This window comes from Pseudoalteromonas sp. CNC9-20 (assembly GCF_022347875.1).
In the GTDB taxonomy this organism is placed as follows: domain Bacteria; phylum Pseudomonadota; class Gammaproteobacteria; order Enterobacterales; family Alteromonadaceae; genus Pseudoalteromonas; species Pseudoalteromonas ruthenica.
In genome coordinates this window covers 1-19,969 of the sequence record NZ_JAKRFS010000010.1, presented here as the reverse complement: position 1 = coordinate 19,969, position 19,969 = coordinate 1, and the positions used below count along the sequence as shown (strand labels likewise).

Sequence of the window (19,969 nt, the reverse complement as noted above, 5' to 3'; positions counted from 1 at the left end):
GGTGACTCCTTAGGGCATTAACAATGAGCCTTAAGCAAGCGGGCGTTGAGGGCTAACCAAGCTTGTTTTTGCGCTTGCCAGGCATCTTCTAATTCATGGTATTGCTTCATTAAAGCGGATTTTTCGCATTGTTGCAGCACCGAATCGCGCTTTGCTTCAAGTACTTGTTTTTGCACTTGGCAAAAATGCTGAAGTTTTTTCAACAGTACATCATACTCGCTTTGAAGCAAAACCAGTTTTTCCTGAGCACTTTCAATGGCTGCCAGTTTACCTTGGGTACGGCTCATTAAGGTTTGTGCTTTGGCGCGCTCAATACGCTCCACTGGAGTGCGCTTTAGCTTTTTCGCTAAGCCGACCCATGAGCAGGCGCGGATCAGCCACTTCGTCGGATCATAATGCCACCAACGAATGCCATTGCGATAGTCGCTGGCGAAAATATGGTGAAAATTATGGTAGCCCTCACCATAAGTTAATAGCGCCAAGAAACCATTATCGCGGGCGGTGTTTTTTTCGGTGTATGGGCGTGAACCCCAAATATGCGCCAAAGAATTAATAAAAAACGTAAAGTGTTGTGATAGTACCAGGCGCAGTAAGCCAGCAAGTAACATCATGCCTAGCACGTTACCAAAGATCAGCCCTAATAGCATCGGCAGGCCGAGGTTCATCGCCCAGACCAGCTTCATATAATGGCGGTGCTGCCACATCACTACTTTATTGCGCTGTAAGTCACGGGCATTGTTGTAATTACTGTATTGTTCACCCTGATAATCTCTGAGCATCCAGCCAATATGGCTGTACCAGAATCCGCGCGTGGCGGCGTAGGGGTCTTTTACTGGATCGTCAACCTGGCCGTGGTGTACACGGTGATCGCTACTCCAATGCAACGCACTGTTTTGCAGTGCGAAGGCCCCGCCGAGTGCGAAAATCACTTCGATAACGGGGTGTGCCTCATAGGCTTTGTGCGCCCATAAGCGGTGATATCCAGCCGTAATTGACAGCCCGGCATAAAACATACAGGCAATAAAGGCAATCCAGTGCGCGCTTGTGTATCCGTAGGTGATTCCATACCAGGGAACTAACGTAATGGCGGCCAAAAATGACAGGCTAAAAAACAGCACATTGACCCACAAAATAGGTGGTTTTTTCATTCTATAACTATTCTATAAATAATCTCAGCGTACAACTGTACGCTAAAATAGAGGTTCAATCCTTTAGCGTCAAGTATTAGACTTAAGTTTTTAACTGCTTAGGTGGCAAAGATGGCCGGAGTTCGCGCCCAGCAAAAACTAAAAACTCGTCAAGCTCTGATAGAAGCAGCATTCAATCAGCTCAGTGCTGAACATAGCTTTTCCAATTTGAGTTTGCGTGAAGTCGCGCGCGAGGCGGGGATTGCTCCCACTTCTTTCTACCGCCACTTTAAAGATATGAATGAGCTGGGCTTAACTATGGTTGATGAGGCAGGCCTGACTCTGCGTCAGCTTATGCGCCAAGCTCGGCGACGAATAGCCAGTGGTGGCAGCGTCATTTCCACATCGGTACTGACCTTTTTGGAGTTTATCGATAATCAACCGAATCAGTTTCGACTGCTATTGCGCGAGCGCTCAGGTACCTCGAAAGCGTTCCGTGCCGCCGTGGCCCGAGAGATTAAGCATTTTATCCTCGAATTAGCGCATTATCTGGAAAGCGAGACGCGCTGTGATGCCTCGCACGCCCATATGCAAGCCGAAGCCATGGTCACCATAGTGTTCACATCTGGCGCTGAAGCGCTCGACCTAGAGGGGCAGTCGCGTGAGGAGTTAATAGAGCGGTTGATTTGGCAGTTGCGTTATATCTCTCATGGCGGCAATCACTATGCACAAAAAGCGAGCAAATAAACGCTTTTGGAAAATAAAATAACCTTGGCGCTATTTCTGTTTCTCGAGCGCCTTCTTTGTTCTCTTAATCTCTAATTTGTTATATCAATTCAGTTTATCTGTTTTTGTTGGATTTATATTTCTTTAGTTGCGGGTTTTAACCGGTATTTTTGGAATATTTATGCTTGCCCCGCTGTTCTCTTAGTGTTAAAAAATAGCCATCTTACTAACAGCGATGCTCAATTATGCGCACCAATCAATTCATTACATTGCTCCTAAACCTGCTACTCCTTGTGAGCTTTAGCGGGGCGTGATGTATTGATTGTTAGTAATACGAAACGAACACAACCCCGCCCTCCCGAGCGGGGTTTTTTATTTCCGGCGGTAATCTTTTAGAGGACTGAGTATGCAAGACAAGGTATGGATATTTGACACCACCCTTCGCGATGGTGAGCAAGCATTGAAAGCAAGTTTGACGGAAGACGACAAACTGCAACTGGCTCATGCAATCAGTCGTCTTAACGTGGATGTGATGGAAGTTGGTTTCCCGGTGTCCAGCCCTGCTGATTTCCGGGCTGTCCAGCGTATTGCTAATGAGGTGCAAGGGCCCATTATTTGTGGCTTAGCACGAGCAGTGAGCAAAGACATTGAAGCATGCGGGGAGGCGCTTAAAGGCGCGCAGCGGGCCCGTATACATACCTTCATCGCCACCAGTCCACTGCATCTAGAACATAAGTTACGTATGACGCTCGCCGAGGCCACCGACATGGCGGTACAAGCAATTAGCCAAGCCCGTCAATACACTGATGACGTTGAGTTTTCCTGCGAAGATGCCGGGCGCACCCCCCATGATGATTTATGTTACGTCGTTGAGCGCGCCATTGCCGCTGGCGCCAGGACCATTAATCTGCCTGACACGGTCGGCTATGTTACTCCAGATGAATACGCGGCCATGATCCGTTATCTCAAAGTGCATGTCAGCAATATTGATCAAGCACGCTTGAGCGTGCATTGCCATAATGATTTAGGCTTAGCGGTAGCCAACTCTATTGCCGCTGTGCAAGCGGGAGCACGACAAATCGAATGCACCATTAATGGCATTGGTGAGCGCGCTGGAAATTGCTCGTTAGAGGAAGTGGCGATGATCATGAAAATGCGCCAAGACCATCTGCAAGTGCACAGCGATATTCGCAGTGAGGAGATATATCGGGCGTCGCGCCAGGTCGCTAAGATCTGCAATATGCCAGTACAGCCGAACAAGGCCATTGTCGGCGAAAATGCTTTTGCCCACAGCTCAGGTATTCACCAAGACGGTGTACTCAAGGCGCAAAATACCTATGAAATCATGTCGCCAGAGAGTGTTGGAGTGCCCAATAATCAACTGAATATGACCTCACGCTCGGGCCGCCATGTTATAGAACATCGCTTGAGTGAACTAGGTTATCAAGGCGGTGACTACGATATGGATAGCTTATACGCCAGCTTTTTGGAGTTAGCCGATCAAAAAGGCACGGTATACGACTACGACCTTGAAGCCATTATTTATTTCAATCAAATCACCGATAAAGACGATTATTACCAGTTGCAGTTTGTTAATTCCGCGTCGAACTCACAATCAGTCGCCAGTTCGACCATCGGCTTGAGCATTGCTGGTGAACAGCGTCAAGAAGCGGCCACGGGTAACGGCCCGGTAGAAGCGTCTTTTGCTGCCATAGCCCGACTAACCGGCATGGCGGTGGAGGTGATTGAATACAACTTAGATGCCACCGGGCAAGGAGCTAGCTCTTTAGGCCAGGTTGACATTATTGCCCAATATCAGGGGCGTACCTATCACGGCGCGGGGCTTGCCGCCGACATCGTCGAAGCGTCGGTACGTGCCATGATCCGCGTTTACAACATTATTCATCGAGCACAGCAAGTGTCGAGCTTAAAGCAGCAACAAAGGAAAGCAGGATGAGTCAAAACAGTTACAGTATCGCCGTATTACCCGGCGATGGCATTGGTCCAGAAGTGATGGCCGCAGCAGAAATGGTATTAGCGGCCTGCAGTCGCGAATTTGGCTTTAGCCTCAACCTGCACCATCACGCCGTCGGCGGCGGCGCCATTGATGAGTTTGGTGTAGCGCTGCCGGAGCAAACGCTGGCGGCATGTGAAACCGCTGACGCGATACTGTTTGGTGCCGTAGGGGGACCAAAATGGGAAAACCTCCCTCCTGAGCAACAGCCAGAGCGGGCGTCATTATTGCCGCTACGCAAGCACTTCGGGTTATTTTGTAATTTACGTCCGGCGCAATTATTGCCTGCGCTGAGCACCTCCTCTCCGCTGCGCCAAGATATTAGCGCTCACGGCTTCGATATACTCTGTGTACGCGAGTTAACAGGGGGGATTTATTTCGGAGAGAAAGGACGCAGTGGTGAAGGGCAGCACGAAGCTGCGTTTGATACGCAAACCTATGCTCGTAGTGAAATTGAGCGCATCGCTCGGTTTGCTTTTGAAGCGGCGCGGCTGCGCCATAATCATGTTACCTCGGTGGATAAGGCCAATGTCTTGGCCACCAGTGTGTTGTGGCGAGAGGTAGTGAATGACGTAAGTAAAGACTACCCCGATGTCACGCTCGATCATATCTACATTGATAATGCCGCGATGCAGCTCGTGAAGCAGCCGAGCCAGTTTGACGTGCTGTTGTGTGACAACTTATTTGGCGATATTTTGTCCGATGAGTGCGCCATGATCACCGGTTCAATGGGGCTGTTGCCCTCGGCTAGCCTTAATCAATCCGGCTTCGGTTTATATGAACCTGCCGGCGGATCGGCGCCAGATATTGCCGGTAAAGGGGTCGCTAATCCCATTGCGCAAATACTCAGTGCGGCATTGATGTTGCGCTACTCATTAGCGCAAGACGAGGCTGCACGGCGTATTGAGAAAGCCGTAGCCGAAGCCGTAGCTGCAGGGGTTGGCACGCCAGATATCTTTCCCGATGCGGGCTATACCACGCGCGATGTAGCGGCAGCCATCGTTGAGCGCATTTAACAAGTAAAAGGATGTAGCAAGTGGCATACACGTTATACGATAAAATTTGGCAGGCTCATTGCGTCGCCAGTCTAAATGAACAAACCGACTTACTGTACATAGACCGTCACCTAGTGCATGAGGTCACCTCACCTCAAGCTTTTGCCGGGTTGCGCGAGAAAAATCGCACTGTACGTTGTCCAGAGAAAACTTTCGCAACCATGGATCACAACGTCTCGACCAAATCTCGCTCTTTGGATGCCGCAAGTACTGTCTCGCGTAACCAGTTACTGGCATTGCAGGCAAATTGTGATGAATTCGGCATTAGATTGTACGACCTCAACTCCATTAACCAGGGCATTGTACATGTGATGGGTCCCGAGCAGGGGATCACGCTGCCCGGGACCACCATTGTCTGTGGTGATAGCCATACCTCCACGCATGGTGCGTTTGGGGCATTGGCTCACGGTATTGGTACGTCCGAGGTTGAGCACGTGCTTGCCACCCAGACATTGCAGCAAAAAAAGGCGAAGTCGTTAAAAATTCACGTTCATGGCAAGCTGCGAAGCACGGCAACAGCGAAAGACTTAATTATGGCTATAATCGGCCAGTTAGGAACGGCGGGTGGCACCGGTTATGTTGCCGAGTTCTGTGGCGAGGCAATTAACGCTTTGTCGATGGAATCGCGTATGACGCTGTGCAATATGAGCATTGAAATGGGGGCCAAAGCAGGACTTATCGCTCCCGATGAAACCACCTATGAGTATATTAAAGGACGGCCTTTTGCCCCGCAAGGTGAAGACTTTGACAAGGCCGTTGCCTATTGGCGCACGTTGCACTCGGATGCTGACGCGCACTTCGATAAGATCATCGACATTGATGCTCAGCAGGTGCAGCCACAAGTCACCTGGGGTACCAGTCCAGAGCAAGTGCTGGGCGTGGATGAGGTTATTCCCGATCCGGATAAAGAAACGGATTTGATAAAGGCTGATGCTATTCGCAGTGCCTTAAAGTATATGGATTTGCGACCTGGGCAAAAGATCAGTGATATCTGTGTCGATACGGTGTTTATTGGCTCATGCACCAACAGCCGCATTGAGGACTTGCGCGCGGCCGCTGCGGTGGTCGCCGGTAAGCAGGTAGCCAAAGACATAGAAGCATTAATTGTGCCCGGCTCAGGACTGGTAAAACAGCAGGCTGAGGAAGAAGGCTTGGCGGATATTTTCAAAGCCGCAGGCTTTGAATGGCGAGAGCCTGGATGCTCCATGTGTTTAGCTATGAATGATGACCGACTCGCTCCGGGCAAGCGTTGTGCGTCGACCTCCAACCGCAATTTTGAAGGACGCCAAGGACGCGGCGGGCGCACCCACTTGGTGAGTCCAGCGATGGCCGCTGCGGCCGCAATAACTGGGCGCTTTACTGATATTCAAGGAGAGGCACAATGAGCTGTTTTCATCAGGGGCTAGTGGCCCCGTTGGATAAGAATAATGTCGACACCGACCAGATTATCCCCAAGCAATTTTTAACCTCCACCAGTCGAGATGGGTTCGATAAAGCCCTGTTTTACGATTGGCGTTACCTTAGCGATGGCCAACCCGATCCAGAGTTTGTGCTTAATTACCCGCAATATCAAGGGGCTAGTATTCTTCTTAGCCGTGATAATTTTGGTTGTGGTTCATCACGGGAGCACGCACCCTGGGCACTGAAGCAATATGGGTTTTCGGTGATCATTGCCGAAAGCTTTGCTGATATCTTCTTTAATAACTGTGCTAATAACCAAATGTTGACTATCGCCTTGGCGAGCGCGCAGCTGGATGCCTTATTTGCACTGTGTGAGTCTGAGCAAGCACTGCATATTGAGGTGGACTTGGCGAATCAGCAGCTGCGCAGTTCACGCTTTGCACCGATTACTTTCTCGGTGCGTGCAGACGTGAAAGAGCGGTTGTTAAGTGGCCTGGATTTTATCGGTGTGACTGAGCAATACAACGCCCAAATTGAAGCCTTTGAGCAGCAACTAAAGGCGCAGCGCCCTTGGCAGTGAGTGGCAGGTAGTGCTTCAACGTAAAAAGTAGGAAAGCAACAGTGAAAGCGCTATATTGGCGCTTTTACTTTACTTGGAACTCAGCATGAAATTAGCGATTACGTGTGCGGCGTTATCTGTGATAGGCGCTGTTGCCACTGGTGCGCAAGCGCGCCCTGCGCCTTTGGTCTCAATCCCTTCCCACGATGCATTTTTTAATAATATCAAAGCGCATTGTGGTAAAGCGTATCAAGGAAAGGTGACGGTTGATAACGCAGGACCAAGTAGCTTCAGCGAAGCAAAGCTGGTCATGCACGTGCGCCGTTGTACAGAGCGCGAGTTACAAGTGCCGTTTCATGTCGGTGATGATGCCTCGCGCACCTGGATTATTACTAAAACGGGCAGTGGCTTAAGCTTAAAGCATGACCATCGCCATAAGGATGGCAGCGATGACGTCTCGACTATGTACGGCGGCCATACCGTGGATGCCGGTTATGCCACCATGCAGTCATTCCCGGCGGATCAGTACTCCAAAGAATTATTTGTACAGCAAGGGATCCCACAATCAGTGGGTAATACTTGGCAAATGTATATTTACCCAGAGCAGTTTACTTATCGGCTAGTGCGCCAGGGACGAGAGTTTCGCGTTGATTTTGATTTGACCCAGCCCATTACCCCGCCAAAAGCCCCTTGGGGATATAAAGACTAATTGCGCAGGGCTACTCACAAATGAGCTCAGCAACCAAGTTGGGCTCATAACCTCGTGGGTGAGTAGGGAAGCGTTCATAGTCTTGCACACCTTGGGTAATGCGCAAAGAGAAGGTGGAATCGTTACACAACTGAGCACTGTGACGTAATAAAAACACACTCTGGTTGGCGAACTGTTGGTAACCATCCTCAACCACTTCCAGACGATAGCGCTTTTTACTTAACCTAGTTTGGTAGTAATTCACCTTATTATCAAAGTCATAGAACTTTTCTTGCTCACCAATAGGTGCAGGAGTGTAGCTACATCCCCAGTTCATTGCGACCATGAAAAGCAGAAAAGCATAGCGATATGACGACATAAACAACCCTTGTTGTGTGTACTGGGAGTATCCTTTACAGTGAGTGTAACACCAAGCGGGAGGCGTGCCATGCTCAATAATTTAAAACGGTTCTTTAATTCTTTACAGTCACAGCCACAGCAAGATGACTCGCCTGATTTTAAAACCTCAGTCGCAGCGCTACTGGTTGAGGTGATGCGTGCCGATAGCGAACTTCAAGAAGATGAGCGCAAAGCCATGGTCGTGCTGTTACAGAAATACTTTGATTTAGGCGAGGAAGAGGTAAACAACTTAATCACAGCGGCCAGTCAAGACCTTGATGAAGCCATTGATTACTTCCGTTTTTCTAAGCAGATCAATGACAATACCAATGCACAGGAGCGTATAGAGATTATCGAGTTGTTATGGCGACTGGCCTATGCAGATGGCCAATTAGATAAGCATGAAGAGCATGTTATTCGCCGTGTAGCTGATTTACTCTATGTAACTCATAATGATTTTATTCAAGCAAAGTTGGCAGCGACAAATGTGCAAAGTTAACCAGTTGCAGAGGCTTGTGCCTTGGCTTATCAGCAATTAGGGCAGGCCAGTCAAGTTGTGAGTGAGCAACTGCAACAGTTACTCGCTCACAGTCATGCTATCAAAAGTTTAGAGATGAACACTCATGATGTATTGCTCGAACAGCAACAACAACAGAATTATGCATACTTTGTACAATCCGGGGTGTTAGTTGCCGCGTATCTCGATGAACAAGGACAACAACATTATAAAGAGTTCTATTTTCAGGGTGAATTGGCGTTTATATACAGTGCCTGGATCACTCAACAACCTGCAAACTACAGCTTAGAGGTACTCAAACCCAGCTGCTTGTTGCGTGTGCCCCTGGCTGAGCTGGCACAGCCTCGGTGGCACTCATTAACTATGGCTTTGCTACAGCAACAAGTATTATTTAAAGAGTCTAAAGAAGCCTTCCTGTTGCTGCAAAGTCCACAGCAGCGTTACCAGTTTTTATTAACCCACCGACCACACTGGTTGGCGCAATTATCGCTTACGCAAGTGGCCAAATATTTAGGGATTAGTGCCGTGAGTCTGTCGCGGATACGCGCTCGTTTAGGATTGAATTAACAAAGGTTAAGGCGGCCCCAGCCTATACTCGGCATACTCCGGCAGTGGAGGGAGTATGGATTGGTTTTGGTTATCTCAGCTACTGGTTGCTATCGCTATTGTCTGCGATTTAGTATCGTTTCAATTACCACAAAGGCGCAGTGTCCTAATATGCTTGGTGCTATCTACGGCTCTGACCAGTGGCCATTATGTTTTATTAACTCAGTACAGCGGCGCCATCCTGATGCTGCTGGCGTCTTTGCGCTTTGCGCTCAGTATTCATTATCAACAGCGGCGGCTGATGGTGATATTTATGGCTCTGTCGATACTGACAACTTTATTTGTATGGCAGTCGCCTATTTCGCTGTGGGCTTTGGCGGGAAGTTGTATACAAACCTGCGCTGCATTTCAGCGCCGGCAATTGACGATGCGTTTACTGATGCTCTTGGGTAGTGGTTGTTGGTTAGCGTATGGCGTTGCTGCAGGCTCCCCTATGGCTGCGTTACTTGAGGGCTTGTTTGTAAGCAGCAACGTCATTGCGCTATATCGCTATCGCCGGCAGCTTTTTAGCTTTTCAACTTAGACGTTACGTCGATAAGTTGTGACGTAAGCCCGGCTATTTTCTCGCTGGTGGCGCTGTCGGTCAGCTCTCCTTGGTCGTTCACAAAGCCGTGGATACCAGCAATAGCGAGTTGGTCACCAAGCACTAATGCGCCAATGCCACTGAGGATGTCACGCACGTGATTTAAGCCGCGTAGGCCACCGAGTCCGCCAGGAGACGCTGCGAATAACGCTACTACCTTGTTACGAAATGCGGGCGTTGCACCGGCTTCAGTACGTGATGCCCAGTCTATGGCGTTTTTTAATACCGCTGTGATTGAGCCATTGTATTCCGGGCTGGCAAGTAAAATAGCATCCGCTGAACGCAATTTATCTTTTAGTTGTTGCGCACTGCTTGGTACACCTTGTGCTTCAATGTCTTCATCAAACATGGGCAAGTTTAACTCCGCCAAAGAAATTACTTCGACTTCGCTGCCCTGCTGTTGCGCCAATTGTGCGGCATGATTGATCACTGCCTGATTGAAACTATTTTTACGAAGGCTGCCTGCGAGGGCGATAATTTTTGCTGTTGCCATAGTGAATATCCTAATGCTGTAAGTTAGTCTGTGTTAGTACGTACTTTAGCCAAAATCAGACTTGCAAAAAAGCGCAAAAAACGCAAAGCTTATGTGCGTATATACACAGAGAATGCAACCATGGCGATAGAATTTAACGACTGGCAGGATATCAAAGTAGCATTTGAAGTTGCCAGAAGAGGGACTCTTACCTCAGCGGCCGAAGCCTTAGGTGTGCACCATAGCACAGTGCTAAGACGCATTAATCATCTCGAGCAAAGCTTGAATGCGCGATTGTTTCACCGTCATGCTCGAGGTTACTCCATGACAGAAACCGGTGCCAAACTGTTTGCAAGTGCAGAGCAAATCAACGAGCAGTTAGAGTTATTACACAACGATATTATGGCTGCAGACACGACTTTGTCTGGCTCGTTACTGCTAACAACAGTAAGCGGCTTTATCGATGTGTTGGCGCCGGTATGTGAGCAGTTTCAAACACTGCACCCCCAGGTGCAATTAGAAGTGCTGTTGGATCAAAAGCGCTTGCGCCTCGATCATGGCCAAGCACACATTGCTGTGCGTGCTGGTCCGCGCCCAGATGAGGGCGATTATATTGCCCAATACCTCAGTACTATCGAGGCAGGGTTGTACGCTCATGAACGTTATTTGGCTCGCACCGGTGAACCACAGTCCATGGCCCAGTTGCAACAGCATCATTTCATATCTGGTGTGGCCGGGTTCAATAGTCGAGTCCCTTATTTTGCTTGGGTGGATGAGCATATACCGGGTGAGCAGATCACCTTGCGGGTGTCAGAAACGTCTGATGCCAATCGGGCGATTGCCAGCGGCCTAGGGATTGGCGGGATGCAAAAAGAAGTGGCAGCTTTATACCCACAGCTAAAGCCTGTGCTTGGCAGTGAGTTAAGCTGGCACAGTGATATTTGGTTGGTGACTCACCATCAAGTGCATCGCAGTGCTAAGGTCCAAGCCTTCGCGCAATTATTGAAGCAACACTTTCGTAAATAGCAATGGCAGTGTGCTCACCTTTGAGGCATCGCCCTTTAGGCACTAGCTGCGCTTTTTCCGTCGGCGCCAAGGTGGGTTTTGCAGCAACAACATCCCCCCTGTGATAGCAAATAATACAGAGGCAGCTGCAAAGCTTATCAGCAGCGGGTTGTTGAAATCTTTGCGCTCTTGGTAATCCATAATGTGCAGCATCCAGAAGAAATCGAAAATGCGCCAAATAGTTGAGCGAACAGTAATAAACTGGCCACTGTACGCGTCTAAATAAAGCGTTGTTGCACACCAGTCATCGAACTCGATACGCCACACATCTTGACGGTAACCGATCTCCTGTGGCCCAGTGATAAGGCGCTCTGCGAGGCTAACCTTACCCTTGCCAAGATAATGGTTATAGGCAATACGCTCAGCCTGCTCTTGGTTAAGAGCCGCAGATAGCTGACCCGTTTGGGCGTGAAAAACATGCTCTTGCTTGCCCTCAGCCGCGATAATGATTGGTTGATTGAGGCGGTGAGTAAATTGTAGCTGCCTCAGTGAGGGCATCTGCATGCGAATGTTATCCAAGGAGGCAGTATAGTCGCTACTGGAAAAGGGGTTCTCTAGCGTGCGCTTTGCCAAATGCTTACCATGTACCTTGTCGAGCGGTAGTGCGCTCATCACAAGGCCACCCGTGAGCCAAGCAAATAATTGCAACACAAGTACGTATCCAGCCCATTTGTGTAATGTTCGGCTGTGCTTGAAAAGACGTTTATTCATATTGTTGTTGTCTTTGTGGCAGGTGTAACTCAGTTTACGCTCTTGTTATTGGCGGTCAATGTGACACAATGACGCAGTTAATAACTAGTGCGTGGATAATAGGAACGGTGCATGGCAGATATTCAATTTCTTAATGTGGATCTTGAGCTGGAGTCACAACATGATATTAGCGCGCTAGTCGCTGATTTAGACAAAAGCGCCATTGTTTTGCACTACGACAAAGACGAAACACGCCAGCTCGCGCGTATTGAGGCTAACGTCGATAGCCCGAGCCCAGATAAAGCCATCAATGAATTGTGCGAGCTGATTGAGTCATGTTCTAAAGCCGGACTTAAACAATGGCTGAGCTGCTCGCGTCGTACGTTTGATTTGGGCTTTAGTTCTGGTCACTCGCCCAAATGTTTTAATGAAGCCATTAGCGCCGATACTTTACTTCGTATTTCTGCTATTGGTGCAGGTATTGAGATTACGCTGTACGGCTTAGAACAAGATTAAAGTTATTTAAATTGTAAAAAGGCGCCAATTGGCGCCTTTTTAGTTGTGAACGACTATTGCCAAATCAGGGCTGCAAACTCGGGATGATCGATATAAGGGTTCCGATTGCCTTGATGGTTGTAAGCGCCGTTATTGCGGTCTATTTCTGCTTGAGAGACTGGGTCTTGCTGATGCCACTGCAATAACATCGTCAGTGCCCATGAGCTGAATACTTGATTGCTGCTGCCATCAAGCACGGCACTGCCATAACTCGAATTGTTCTTCCAGCCGGCAATACGGTCTTGATAGCGTGTTGCCATGTAAAAGTGAGCACGTGCAAAGTCACCCTTGAATTCATCAATTGGCTCAAACACCGTGCCACTGTAACCTAAGCCACTGCGCGCAACGCCTAATTTTGAACCGTTGCTGGAAGTGTAGCTAGCACTGCCGACCTCGCCAAAAGGATAACTTCCACGTTTGGCATTTACATAGCCGTCAGATGCGAAAATATGGTGTACGTCTGAGTTCATGGGCTCAACCTTGCCACCAAACCAGCTCTTTGGAAAGCTATGCTCGCGGTTGTAGCAATCACCCTCTCGACTGTAGCTGCCACATTGGTCGTTGATGCTAATGAAGCTGTGTGAATCAGTGCTTGAAGGACGCTCTGAGTAGCGATCGAGAATACTGTTGTCATTCTCATAATAGCTGTCTCGAGCGTACTGATCATAGAAACCCCAAATGGCACCATAACCCTGATTGGCATGGTTACTGATGAGGTTATGTAGTTCTGTTTTTAAGGCATATCCGCTTAACCCTGAAGCTGAGCTATAGTATCCGTCGACTGGAGGGGGCTCTACTGGGTCGCTGTCGCCAAGGGTAAAAGATGTGGCTTGCGAATAGGTGAATTGCCCGCCACTGGCTAGTACGGTGCTGCCATTGCTTAATTCGTAAGAGCCAGAGCCTTGTCCACAACACATCCCATCGCCATAGCTATCAAAAATGGTGAAGGTATAGTCACCATCGGCCAAGCACATGTCTTCATTGTATTCTTGGTTAGATTGGTAGCCACTGCCATTGGCGACGTTGCCCCCTTGTTGGCTCAGCTCCCAGCTTGTTTCACTGCCATAGTTATCGGTGTGCAGAGTTAAGGTGACAGTGTGCTCACTGCAAGAGCCTGTTGGTGGCTCACTGTGGCCGTTGCTCGGGGCAAATTCGTCGATATAAACCACTTCACTGCCATCAAAGCCACTGACATCATAAAAGCGTAAGCCAACCTCTATCTGACCACTGCTAGTAGCAGTATAGGTATAGTTTAACTGTTGCCATTGATTTATTTGGGCTGGATTAGAGTAGTTTTGATAGCCATCAACGTACAGCCGTGCACGCACGTTGCCTTCGGTATGTTTAACCCAAACGGCAAATTGATATTGCTGGCCGGCACTTACGTCAATGCTTTGTCGTAGGTCTGTACTGCTTTGTGAGCCAGTGGTTACGCGCACCTTCGCGCCATAGCTGCCAGCATATATATTGGCAGATTCTTGACTCACTTCAATACCAGTATCGATTGTGCTCCACCCGGAAGGAACATTCGCGTTCCAAGCCTCAAACCCACCATTATCCAATACCTGAGCTTGAGCAGCGAAACTAGCCGTTGACAGTAGCGTGAGCGCCACGATGTTATGTGAAAAATTTCTCATTGTTATACCTGTTGATTCTTTTGGTTATAAATTGTGCCGAAGGAGTATTACCCCAAAGTGACACAGGGTAACTATAGTCGCTGATCCGTTAAATTGTTTTTGTTGGATAAATTCTAATTTCATAACCAAATGGAATAACAAAGCAGATTCTATTCTTTTTTCCAAACGTCGCTCATAGGTATGCTTCACGCTAACAAAAACCCAAAAAAGTGACTTGGGTTGCCAACGTAGTACGAATTTAATCAGCCACCGCAAACTTAAATGGTGGCGTTTTTCATGGGTCAGAGGAATTAAAATGTTGTTAAACCAGCTGCATGCGGCTGCAAGCCCGCTTACACCTGAACAGGTGCAGAAGCTCCAAGGTTTGGTGGCTGAACTTAATCCAATTCAGCAGGCGTGGGTCAGTGGTTATCTCGCTGCCAATGCAAATACTGCAGCCTTGGCTGGTGGAGCTGTGAGTGCGCCCGCTGCCACTGAGGCTGCTGCTTTAACGATCCTTTACGGGTCACAAACGGGTAACGCGAAAGCTGTGGCCACACAACTTAAAGAGCAAGCCCAAAGCAGAGGGTTAGCCGCGAAACTAGTTAGTATGGCGGACTACAAGCCTACAGCATTAAAGAAAGAAAAATTTATTAGCATCGTGGTTTCTACTTATGGTGAAGGCGAGCCGCCAGAAGATGCTGAGGCCTTACATGAATTTTTAACCACCAAAAAAGCGCCAAAGCTTGATGACGTTAAAATTGCGGTGCTTGGGTTAGGCGACTCAAGCTATGAGTTCTTCTGTCAAACGGCGAAAGATTTTGAAGAGCGCTTAGTTAAGCTCGGGGCGCAAAGCATTTACCAACGCGCTGATCTAGATGTTGACTATGAAGATCAAAGCGAGACCTGGATTGCTGGAGCCCTAGATGCATTTGAGCCTGAGCTGAGAGCGCAACAAGGCGGCGAGGCAAATGTGGTGAGCATGCCATTTGGCGCTGCGAGCCCAGCGGCAAGTCAGTACAACAAGAAAAACCCCTTTGCAGCTGAACTACTGACGGTGCAGAAAATTACCGGCCGTGACTCGACTAAAGATGTTCGTCATATTGAGATTTCACTGGAGGGGTCAGATATCACCTACACTCCAGGTGATTCATTAGGTGTGTACTTCTTAAATGAGCAAAGTAAGGTCGACAAGGTATTGTCACTCTTGCAGCTGGATGGTGCTACGCAAATAACGCTCGGTGATGAGAGTCTCAGCCTACGTGATGCGTTAATAGAGAAGTTAGAACTTACTCAGTCTTACCCAGGGTTTGTGGAAAAGTACGCCTTAGCTACTAACACACCAGAGCTATTAGCCCTAGTCGAAGATAAAGCGGCGATGCGTGAATACATTGAAGCGCGACAAACGTTTGATGTGATTTTCCAGCATCCGGCACAAATTGGTGCTCAAGAGTTGGTTGATTGCTTGCGCAAGGTGCAGCCACGTTTGTATTCCATTGCCTCGAGCCAAAGCGAGGTTGAGGACGAAGTACACCTTACCGTTGGTGTCGTTGAGTTTGACGCCTTTGGTGAGAACCACCTAGGCGGCTGTTCAGGTTACTTATGTCGTGTTGCAGAAGAAGGCAGTGAAGTTCGCGTATTCACTGAGCACAATGATAACTTCCGTTTGCCAAGTGATGATAACACGCCAGTCATTATGATTGGTCCAGGAACCGGCATTGCGCCATTTAGAGCGTTTTTACAAGAGCGTGAAGCCCGTGACGCACAGGGCAAAAACTGGCTCTTCTTTGGTAACCCACACTTTACGCAAGACTTTCTGTATCAAACCGAAATTCAGGGTTATTTAAAATCGGGTTTACTCACTAACATTGATGTTGCCTGGAGTCGCGATCAGGCTGAAAAAGTGTATGTCCAAGATCGTCTGCGTGAGCAAGGTGAACAACTCTTCGCATGGCTAGAGCAAGGAGCTCACCTGTATGTGTGTGGTGATGCGAACCGTATGGCCAAAGATGTTCATCAAGCTTTAATTGATGTTGTGAAAACTCATGGCAACAAAGACGACGAAAGTGCTGAGCAGTACATTAAAGATTTACGCAGCGCCAACCGTTACCAAAAAGATGTTTATTAAGCGCACTCCGTCAGCGCAAATAATGTAGGAATTGATATGAGCGACTACAAGCCAAATAGCAAGCATGACCCCGAGGCGAAGTTTGCTGACAACGAGCGTCTTAAAACGCAAAGTAACTTTTTGCGTGGCACCATTGAAACTGATCTTAAGGATCAGATCACCGGTGGTTTTAACGCTGATAACTTCCAGTTGATCCGTTTTCACGGCATGTATCAGCAGGATGATCGCGATATTCGCCCAGAGCGGGCAAAACAAAAGCTAGAACCATTGCACAACGTGATGCTACGGGCGCGGATGCCAGGCGGTATTATCAAGCCACAACAGTGGTTGGCCATCGACAAATTTGCTGATGAAAAAACCATGTACGGCAGTATCCGTTTGACGACGCGGCAGACCTTCCAGTTTCACGGCGTGCTCAAACCTAACATCAAAGATATGCACCAGATGCTCAACAGTGTCGGTATCGATTCTATCGCTACTGCGGGTGATGTGAACCGTAATGTGTTGTGTACCACAAACCCAGTAGAGTCTGAGCTACATCAAGAAGCTTATCAGTGGGCTGCGAAGATTTCTGAGCATTTGTTGCCGAAGACCAGAGCATACGCGGAAATTTGGCTTAATGGTGAAAAGTCAGAGAGTACAGATGAAGAGCCTATTTTGGGGTCTACTTATCTGCCGCGTAAGTTTAAGACGACGGTCACTATTCCACCGAATAATGAAGTGGATGTACATGCCAATGATTTGAACTTTGTAGCGATTGCTGAAAATGGCAAGCTTATTGGTTTCAACGTACTTGTGGGCGGTGGCTTAGCCATGACTCATGGTGACGTGAATACCTATCCGCGTAAAGCAGACGACTTTGGTTTTGTGCCTTTAGAACACACCTTAGCGATTGCAGAGCATGTGGTATCAGTACAACGTGACTGGGGTAACCGCGTAAACCGTAAAAACGCGAAAACGAAATACACCTTAGACACCTTTGGTAGCGATGCCTTTAAAGCGGAAGTTGAAAAGCGTGCTGGCGTCAAGTTTGAACCAAGTCGTGACTATGAGTTTACTCATCGTGGTGACCGTTTTGGTTGGGTTGAGGGCATCGATGGTAAACACCATCTTACTTTGTTTATTCAAAATGGCCGGATCCTAGATTTTCCAGGTAAGCCTTTAAAAACGGGATGTCGAAAAATAGCTGAAATCCACCAAGGCGATTTCCGCATGACTGCAAACCAGAACCTTATCATCGCCGGTGTACCTGCACAGCAAAAGGCCACAATAGAACAGCTGGCGCGCGAGCATGGCCTGATAGACGACGGCGATAGTGAGCAGCGCAAAGCGTCTATGGCCTGTGTGTCATTGCCCACATGTCCGTTGGCGATGGCAGAAGCTGAACGTTATTTACCGAGTTTAATCGAAAAAACGGAAGCCTTACTAGCCAAGCACAATGTTGCCGATGAGCACATTATTTTGCGCGTGGTTGGTTGCCCTAATGGTTGTGGTCGAGCCATGCTCGCCGAGGCTGGTTTAGTGGGTAAAGGGCCGGGTAAGTATAACTTCTATCTCGGGGGCAACCGAGAAGGAACACGTATTCCTAAGTTGTATCTCGAAAATGTTGGCGAAGAGACTTACTTAGAAGCCCTAGACGAGCTAATCGGTCGTTGGGCCAATGAACGCGAGCAAGACGAAGGGTTTGGGGATTTTGTTATTCGCCAAGGCATCGTTACTGAAGTCAAAGTATCAAAGACAGATTTCCACGCATAACTAAGTGCGGGAATGAGGACAAGTCATGAGTGATTTTAAGCACATTTTAACGCTTGAAAAAGAGCAGCAACAAAGCTTGCTAACCGATATCAACGGAATACTTGCGGACAAAACCCCAGAGCAACGTGTTGCATGGGCGCTGGATAACTTGCCAAGCACACCCATGCTGTCCTCCAGCTTTGGTATTCAAGCGGCGGTGATGCTGCATATGCTAACGGCGCAAAAGCACGACATTCCCGTAGTGCTGACTGATACAGGGTACTTATTTCCAGAAACCTACCAGTTTATAGAGCAGATGACTGAGCGCTTACAGCTTAATCTAAAAGTCTATAAAGCAGCTATCAGTCCCGCATGGCAAGAAGCTAAGTATGGGAAGTTGTGGGAGCAGGGAGAGGCTGGTATTAAGCTTTATAACCAGATCAACAAAGTTGAGCCCATGACCAGAGCATTGAACGAGCTGGAAGTAGGTACGTGGTTCAGTGGCTTACGTCGTCAGCAGTCGAGCACTCGCCAGGACAAAAATGTGGTTGAAATTAGTCGCGGTACGGTCAAGGTTTATCCTATATTGGAGTGGACGAACCGTGATGTATACCAGTATCTAACTAAACATGATCTGCCGTATCACCCTTTGTGGGAGCAAGGCTATGTTTCGATGGGGGATGTGCATACTACTCGTAAACTGGAGCCGGGCATGAGCGAAGAGGAAACGCGCTTCTTTGGCCTTAATCGAGAATGTGGTTTGCATATAGATGGTGATGGAATATAAAAAAAGAGGGCTTAAGCCCTCTTTTTTTATGCGTTGCCTTCTTGCTTTTGCTTCGCTTCTCTAACTTTCAGAGTCCGTTCTTGGTACTCATTGTCATTCAGTTTATCAATTATCTTATCCGCATCTTTCAATGCGACTTCGACAAAACCAAAACCTCGGCGCTTGCCTGTGTGTTTATCTTTGAGTAATCGAACACTGAAAACAGTGCCATGCTGTTCAAATAACTCCTTAACCATATGCTCGTTTGCACGGTAGGGTAAGTTACCAACATAGAGTGTTTTCGTATCGGTTACATCGGCATCTACCGCATCATGCTGCGGTGACTGGTTGAAAGCTAAGGGAGCGAAACCCGCCAATATAGCGCCTAGCGCAAATGTAACGGCTGGTGAAAGCTGCAACTGAGGAACTGCAAATTGCAGTATAAGAAAACCCAGAACAGCGATAGAAACTGAGATTATAATTGCTTTTAAATTAGGTGACGTCATTGTGATCTACCAAATATACATAGAATAAACATAAAATTAACAAAATGCAGTGTGTTATCTTAACGACATTACAACACATAGCAACAAGTAAAGCGGGAAACTTCGGGTTTTATTGCTCAAGCTCAGTATAGATGTATTAAAAATGAGCAAAAAACACATTTTTGTTGCTAAATTGAGCGATCAGAAAAGATCTTTAAAAAAAGTGTTGATCTCATTTTCGATCTCCCTATAATGCGCATCCACCGACACGGCGGACTGCTTACAAACAAGCACTTCAATGAGTCAGGTGAGTCAAATAAAACTTAGTTTAAAGCGAATTAAAAAAACTTAAAATTAAGTGTTGACACAAAATCAGGAAAGCGTAGAATGCGCAGCCCTGGACGGGAGCAAAGCTTCCGAGGCGAAAGCCTAAAACGTTCTTTAAAAATATGAAGCAATCATCTGTGTGGGCACTCGTACAGATTGAGTTCTAACAGCCGATTCTAGTTCGCTAGATGACGCAAACAGATTTAGAGTCTCAATTGAACTGAGTGACCAACGGAAACAAGTTTACTTGTTTCAGCACAGTCAATTCGATTCGAAAGAATCAAAATCAGAATTCATTGAGCATGATTCTTCGCCTTTCATTAGGTGGGGAATAAAAAACTTTTAATTGAAGAGTTTGATCATGGCTCAGATTGAACGCTGGCGGCAGGCCTAACACATGCAAGTCGAGCGGAAACGAAGAGGTGCTTGCACCTCTGGCGTCGAGCGGCGGACGGG

The 19,969-nt window shown here is 47.8% G+C and carries 20 protein-coding genes and 1 rRNA gene; 15 read left to right on the top strand and 6 right to left on the bottom strand.

The window, feature by feature from the left end:
- Positions 1-17 precede the first annotated feature (17 nt).
- Positions 18-1,148: a fatty acid desaturase gene (locus tag MHM89_RS18310; protein WP_239409418.1), complete on the bottom strand. Its 1,131-nt coding sequence runs from the start codon at positions 1,146-1,148 to the stop codon at positions 18-20.
- A gap of 111 nt (positions 1,149-1,259) precedes the next feature.
- Here MHM89_RS18310 and fabR point away from each other — a divergent pair, with 111 nt between their 5' ends.
- The 6 genes from fabR (at position 1,260) to MHM89_RS18280 (ending at position 7,591) form a co-directional block, all read left to right on the top strand.
- Positions 1,260-1,874, top strand: a complete 615-nt coding sequence (fabR, locus tag MHM89_RS18305; RefSeq protein WP_022945939.1) for an HTH-type transcriptional repressor FabR — start codon at positions 1,260-1,262, stop codon at positions 1,872-1,874.
- Between the two features lie 385 nt (positions 1,875-2,259).
- Positions 2,260-3,810 carry a 2-isopropylmalate synthase gene (leuA, locus tag MHM89_RS18300; protein ID WP_239409417.1) on the top strand — a complete coding sequence of 517 codons (1,551 nt, stop codon included), beginning with the start codon at positions 2,260-2,262 and terminating at the stop codon, positions 3,808-3,810.
- A complete protein-coding gene (gene leuB / locus MHM89_RS18295; RefSeq protein ID WP_022945941.1) occupies positions 3,807-4,883 on the top strand; it encodes a 3-isopropylmalate dehydrogenase in 1,077 nt (358 codons plus the stop codon). The genes leuA and leuB overlap by 4 nt, the downstream gene beginning before the upstream one ends.
- 20 nt (positions 4,884-4,903) lie before the next feature.
- Positions 4,904-6,307, top strand: a complete 1,404-nt coding sequence (leuC, locus tag MHM89_RS18290; RefSeq protein WP_239409416.1) for a 3-isopropylmalate dehydratase large subunit — start codon at positions 4,904-4,906, stop codon at positions 6,305-6,307.
- On the top strand, positions 6,304-6,903 hold the full coding sequence (gene leuD / locus MHM89_RS18285) for a 3-isopropylmalate dehydratase small subunit (RefSeq protein ID WP_239409415.1): 600 nt from the start codon (positions 6,304-6,306) through the stop codon (positions 6,901-6,903). The genes leuC and leuD overlap by 4 nt, the downstream gene beginning before the upstream one ends.
- 85 nt (positions 6,904-6,988) lie before the next feature.
- On the top strand, positions 6,989-7,591 hold the full coding sequence (locus MHM89_RS18280; RefSeq protein WP_022946121.1) for a hypothetical protein: 603 nt from the start codon (positions 6,989-6,991) through the stop codon (positions 7,589-7,591).
- A 10-nt stretch (positions 7,592-7,601) separates the two neighbouring features.
- Here MHM89_RS18280 and MHM89_RS18275 read toward each other — a convergent pair whose 3' ends face one another.
- The gene (locus MHM89_RS18275; protein ID WP_239409414.1) at positions 7,602-7,949 is read right to left on the bottom strand and encodes a hypothetical protein; all 348 of its coding nucleotides are present in this window, start codon (positions 7,947-7,949) and stop codon (positions 7,602-7,604) included.
- Positions 7,950-8,018: 69 nt separating this feature from the next.
- Here MHM89_RS18275 and MHM89_RS18270 point away from each other — a divergent pair, with 69 nt between their 5' ends.
- From MHM89_RS18270 to MHM89_RS18260, 3 genes are read left to right on the top strand one after another with little or no spacing between them, the layout of a single operon-like run.
- Positions 8,019-8,468, top strand: coding sequence for a TerB family tellurite resistance protein (locus tag MHM89_RS18270; RefSeq protein ID WP_022946123.1), 450 nt, complete (start codon positions 8,019-8,021; stop codon positions 8,466-8,468).
- Positions 8,469-8,489: 21 nt separating this feature from the next.
- Positions 8,490-9,053: a Crp/Fnr family transcriptional regulator gene (locus tag MHM89_RS18265; RefSeq protein WP_239409413.1), complete on the top strand. Its 564-nt coding sequence runs from the start codon at positions 8,490-8,492 to the stop codon at positions 9,051-9,053.
- 55 nt (positions 9,054-9,108) lie between these two features.
- Positions 9,109-9,615: a YgjV family protein gene (locus MHM89_RS18260; RefSeq protein WP_130147991.1), complete on the top strand. Its 507-nt coding sequence runs from the start codon at positions 9,109-9,111 to the stop codon at positions 9,613-9,615.
- Here MHM89_RS18260 and MHM89_RS18255 read toward each other — a convergent pair.
- Positions 9,599-10,168, bottom strand: a complete 570-nt coding sequence (locus tag MHM89_RS18255; RefSeq protein WP_053911811.1) for an NAD(P)H-dependent oxidoreductase — start codon at positions 10,166-10,168, stop codon at positions 9,599-9,601. The genes MHM89_RS18260 and MHM89_RS18255 overlap by 17 nt on opposite strands.
- Before the next feature lie 120 nt (positions 10,169-10,288).
- Here MHM89_RS18255 and MHM89_RS18250 point away from each other — a divergent pair, with 120 nt between their 5' ends.
- Positions 10,289-11,173 carry a LysR family transcriptional regulator gene (locus MHM89_RS18250; RefSeq protein ID WP_239409412.1) on the top strand — a complete coding sequence of 295 codons (885 nt, stop codon included), beginning with the start codon at positions 10,289-10,291 and terminating at the stop codon, positions 11,171-11,173.
- Positions 11,174-11,215: 42 nt separating this feature from the next.
- Here the strand turns inward: MHM89_RS18250 and MHM89_RS18245 are convergent, their stop codons facing one another.
- A complete protein-coding gene (locus MHM89_RS18245; RefSeq protein WP_239409411.1) occupies positions 11,216-11,923 on the bottom strand; it encodes a hypothetical protein in 708 nt (235 codons plus the stop codon).
- Positions 11,924-12,034: 111 nt separating this feature from the next.
- Here MHM89_RS18245 and MHM89_RS18240 point away from each other — a divergent pair, with 111 nt between their 5' ends.
- Positions 12,035-12,418, top strand: a complete 384-nt coding sequence (locus MHM89_RS18240) for a hypothetical protein (protein ID WP_022946129.1) — start codon at positions 12,035-12,037, stop codon at positions 12,416-12,418.
- 53 nt (positions 12,419-12,471) lie between these two features.
- On the opposite strand, the gene MHM89_RS18235 is transcribed toward MHM89_RS18240, so the two are convergent.
- Entirely contained in the window at positions 12,472-14,094 is a 1,623-nt protein-coding gene (locus MHM89_RS18235; protein ID WP_239409410.1) for an endonuclease, read from the bottom strand.
- A 295-nt stretch (positions 14,095-14,389) separates the two neighbouring features.
- Here MHM89_RS18235 and MHM89_RS18230 point away from each other — a divergent pair, with 295 nt between their 5' ends.
- Genes MHM89_RS18230 through MHM89_RS18220 form a run of 3 tightly spaced genes read left to right on the top strand, consistent with a single transcriptional unit; the run spans position 14,390 to position 18,722 of the window.
- Entirely contained in the window at positions 14,390-16,201 is a 1,812-nt protein-coding gene (locus tag MHM89_RS18230) for an assimilatory sulfite reductase (NADPH) flavoprotein subunit (RefSeq protein ID WP_239409409.1), read from the top strand.
- Between the two features lie 36 nt (positions 16,202-16,237).
- Complete coding sequence (gene cysI / locus MHM89_RS18225) at positions 16,238-17,956, top strand: assimilatory sulfite reductase (NADPH) hemoprotein subunit (RefSeq protein WP_022946132.1); 1,719 nt, start codon at positions 16,238-16,240, stop codon at positions 17,954-17,956.
- 25 nt (positions 17,957-17,981) lie between these two features.
- Entirely contained in the window at positions 17,982-18,722 is a 741-nt protein-coding gene (locus tag MHM89_RS18220) for a phosphoadenylyl-sulfate reductase (protein WP_045979512.1), read from the top strand.
- A gap of 26 nt (positions 18,723-18,748) precedes the next feature.
- On the opposite strand, the gene MHM89_RS18215 is transcribed toward MHM89_RS18220, so the two are convergent.
- A complete protein-coding gene (locus tag MHM89_RS18215; protein WP_045979511.1) occupies positions 18,749-19,207 on the bottom strand; it encodes an RNA-binding protein in 459 nt (152 codons plus the stop codon).
- Positions 19,208-19,856: 649 nt separating this feature from the next.
- On the opposite strand from MHM89_RS18215, the gene MHM89_RS18210 reads away from it, so the two are divergent.
- Positions 19,857-19,969, top strand: a 16S ribosomal RNA gene (locus MHM89_RS18210); the annotation flags it as partial.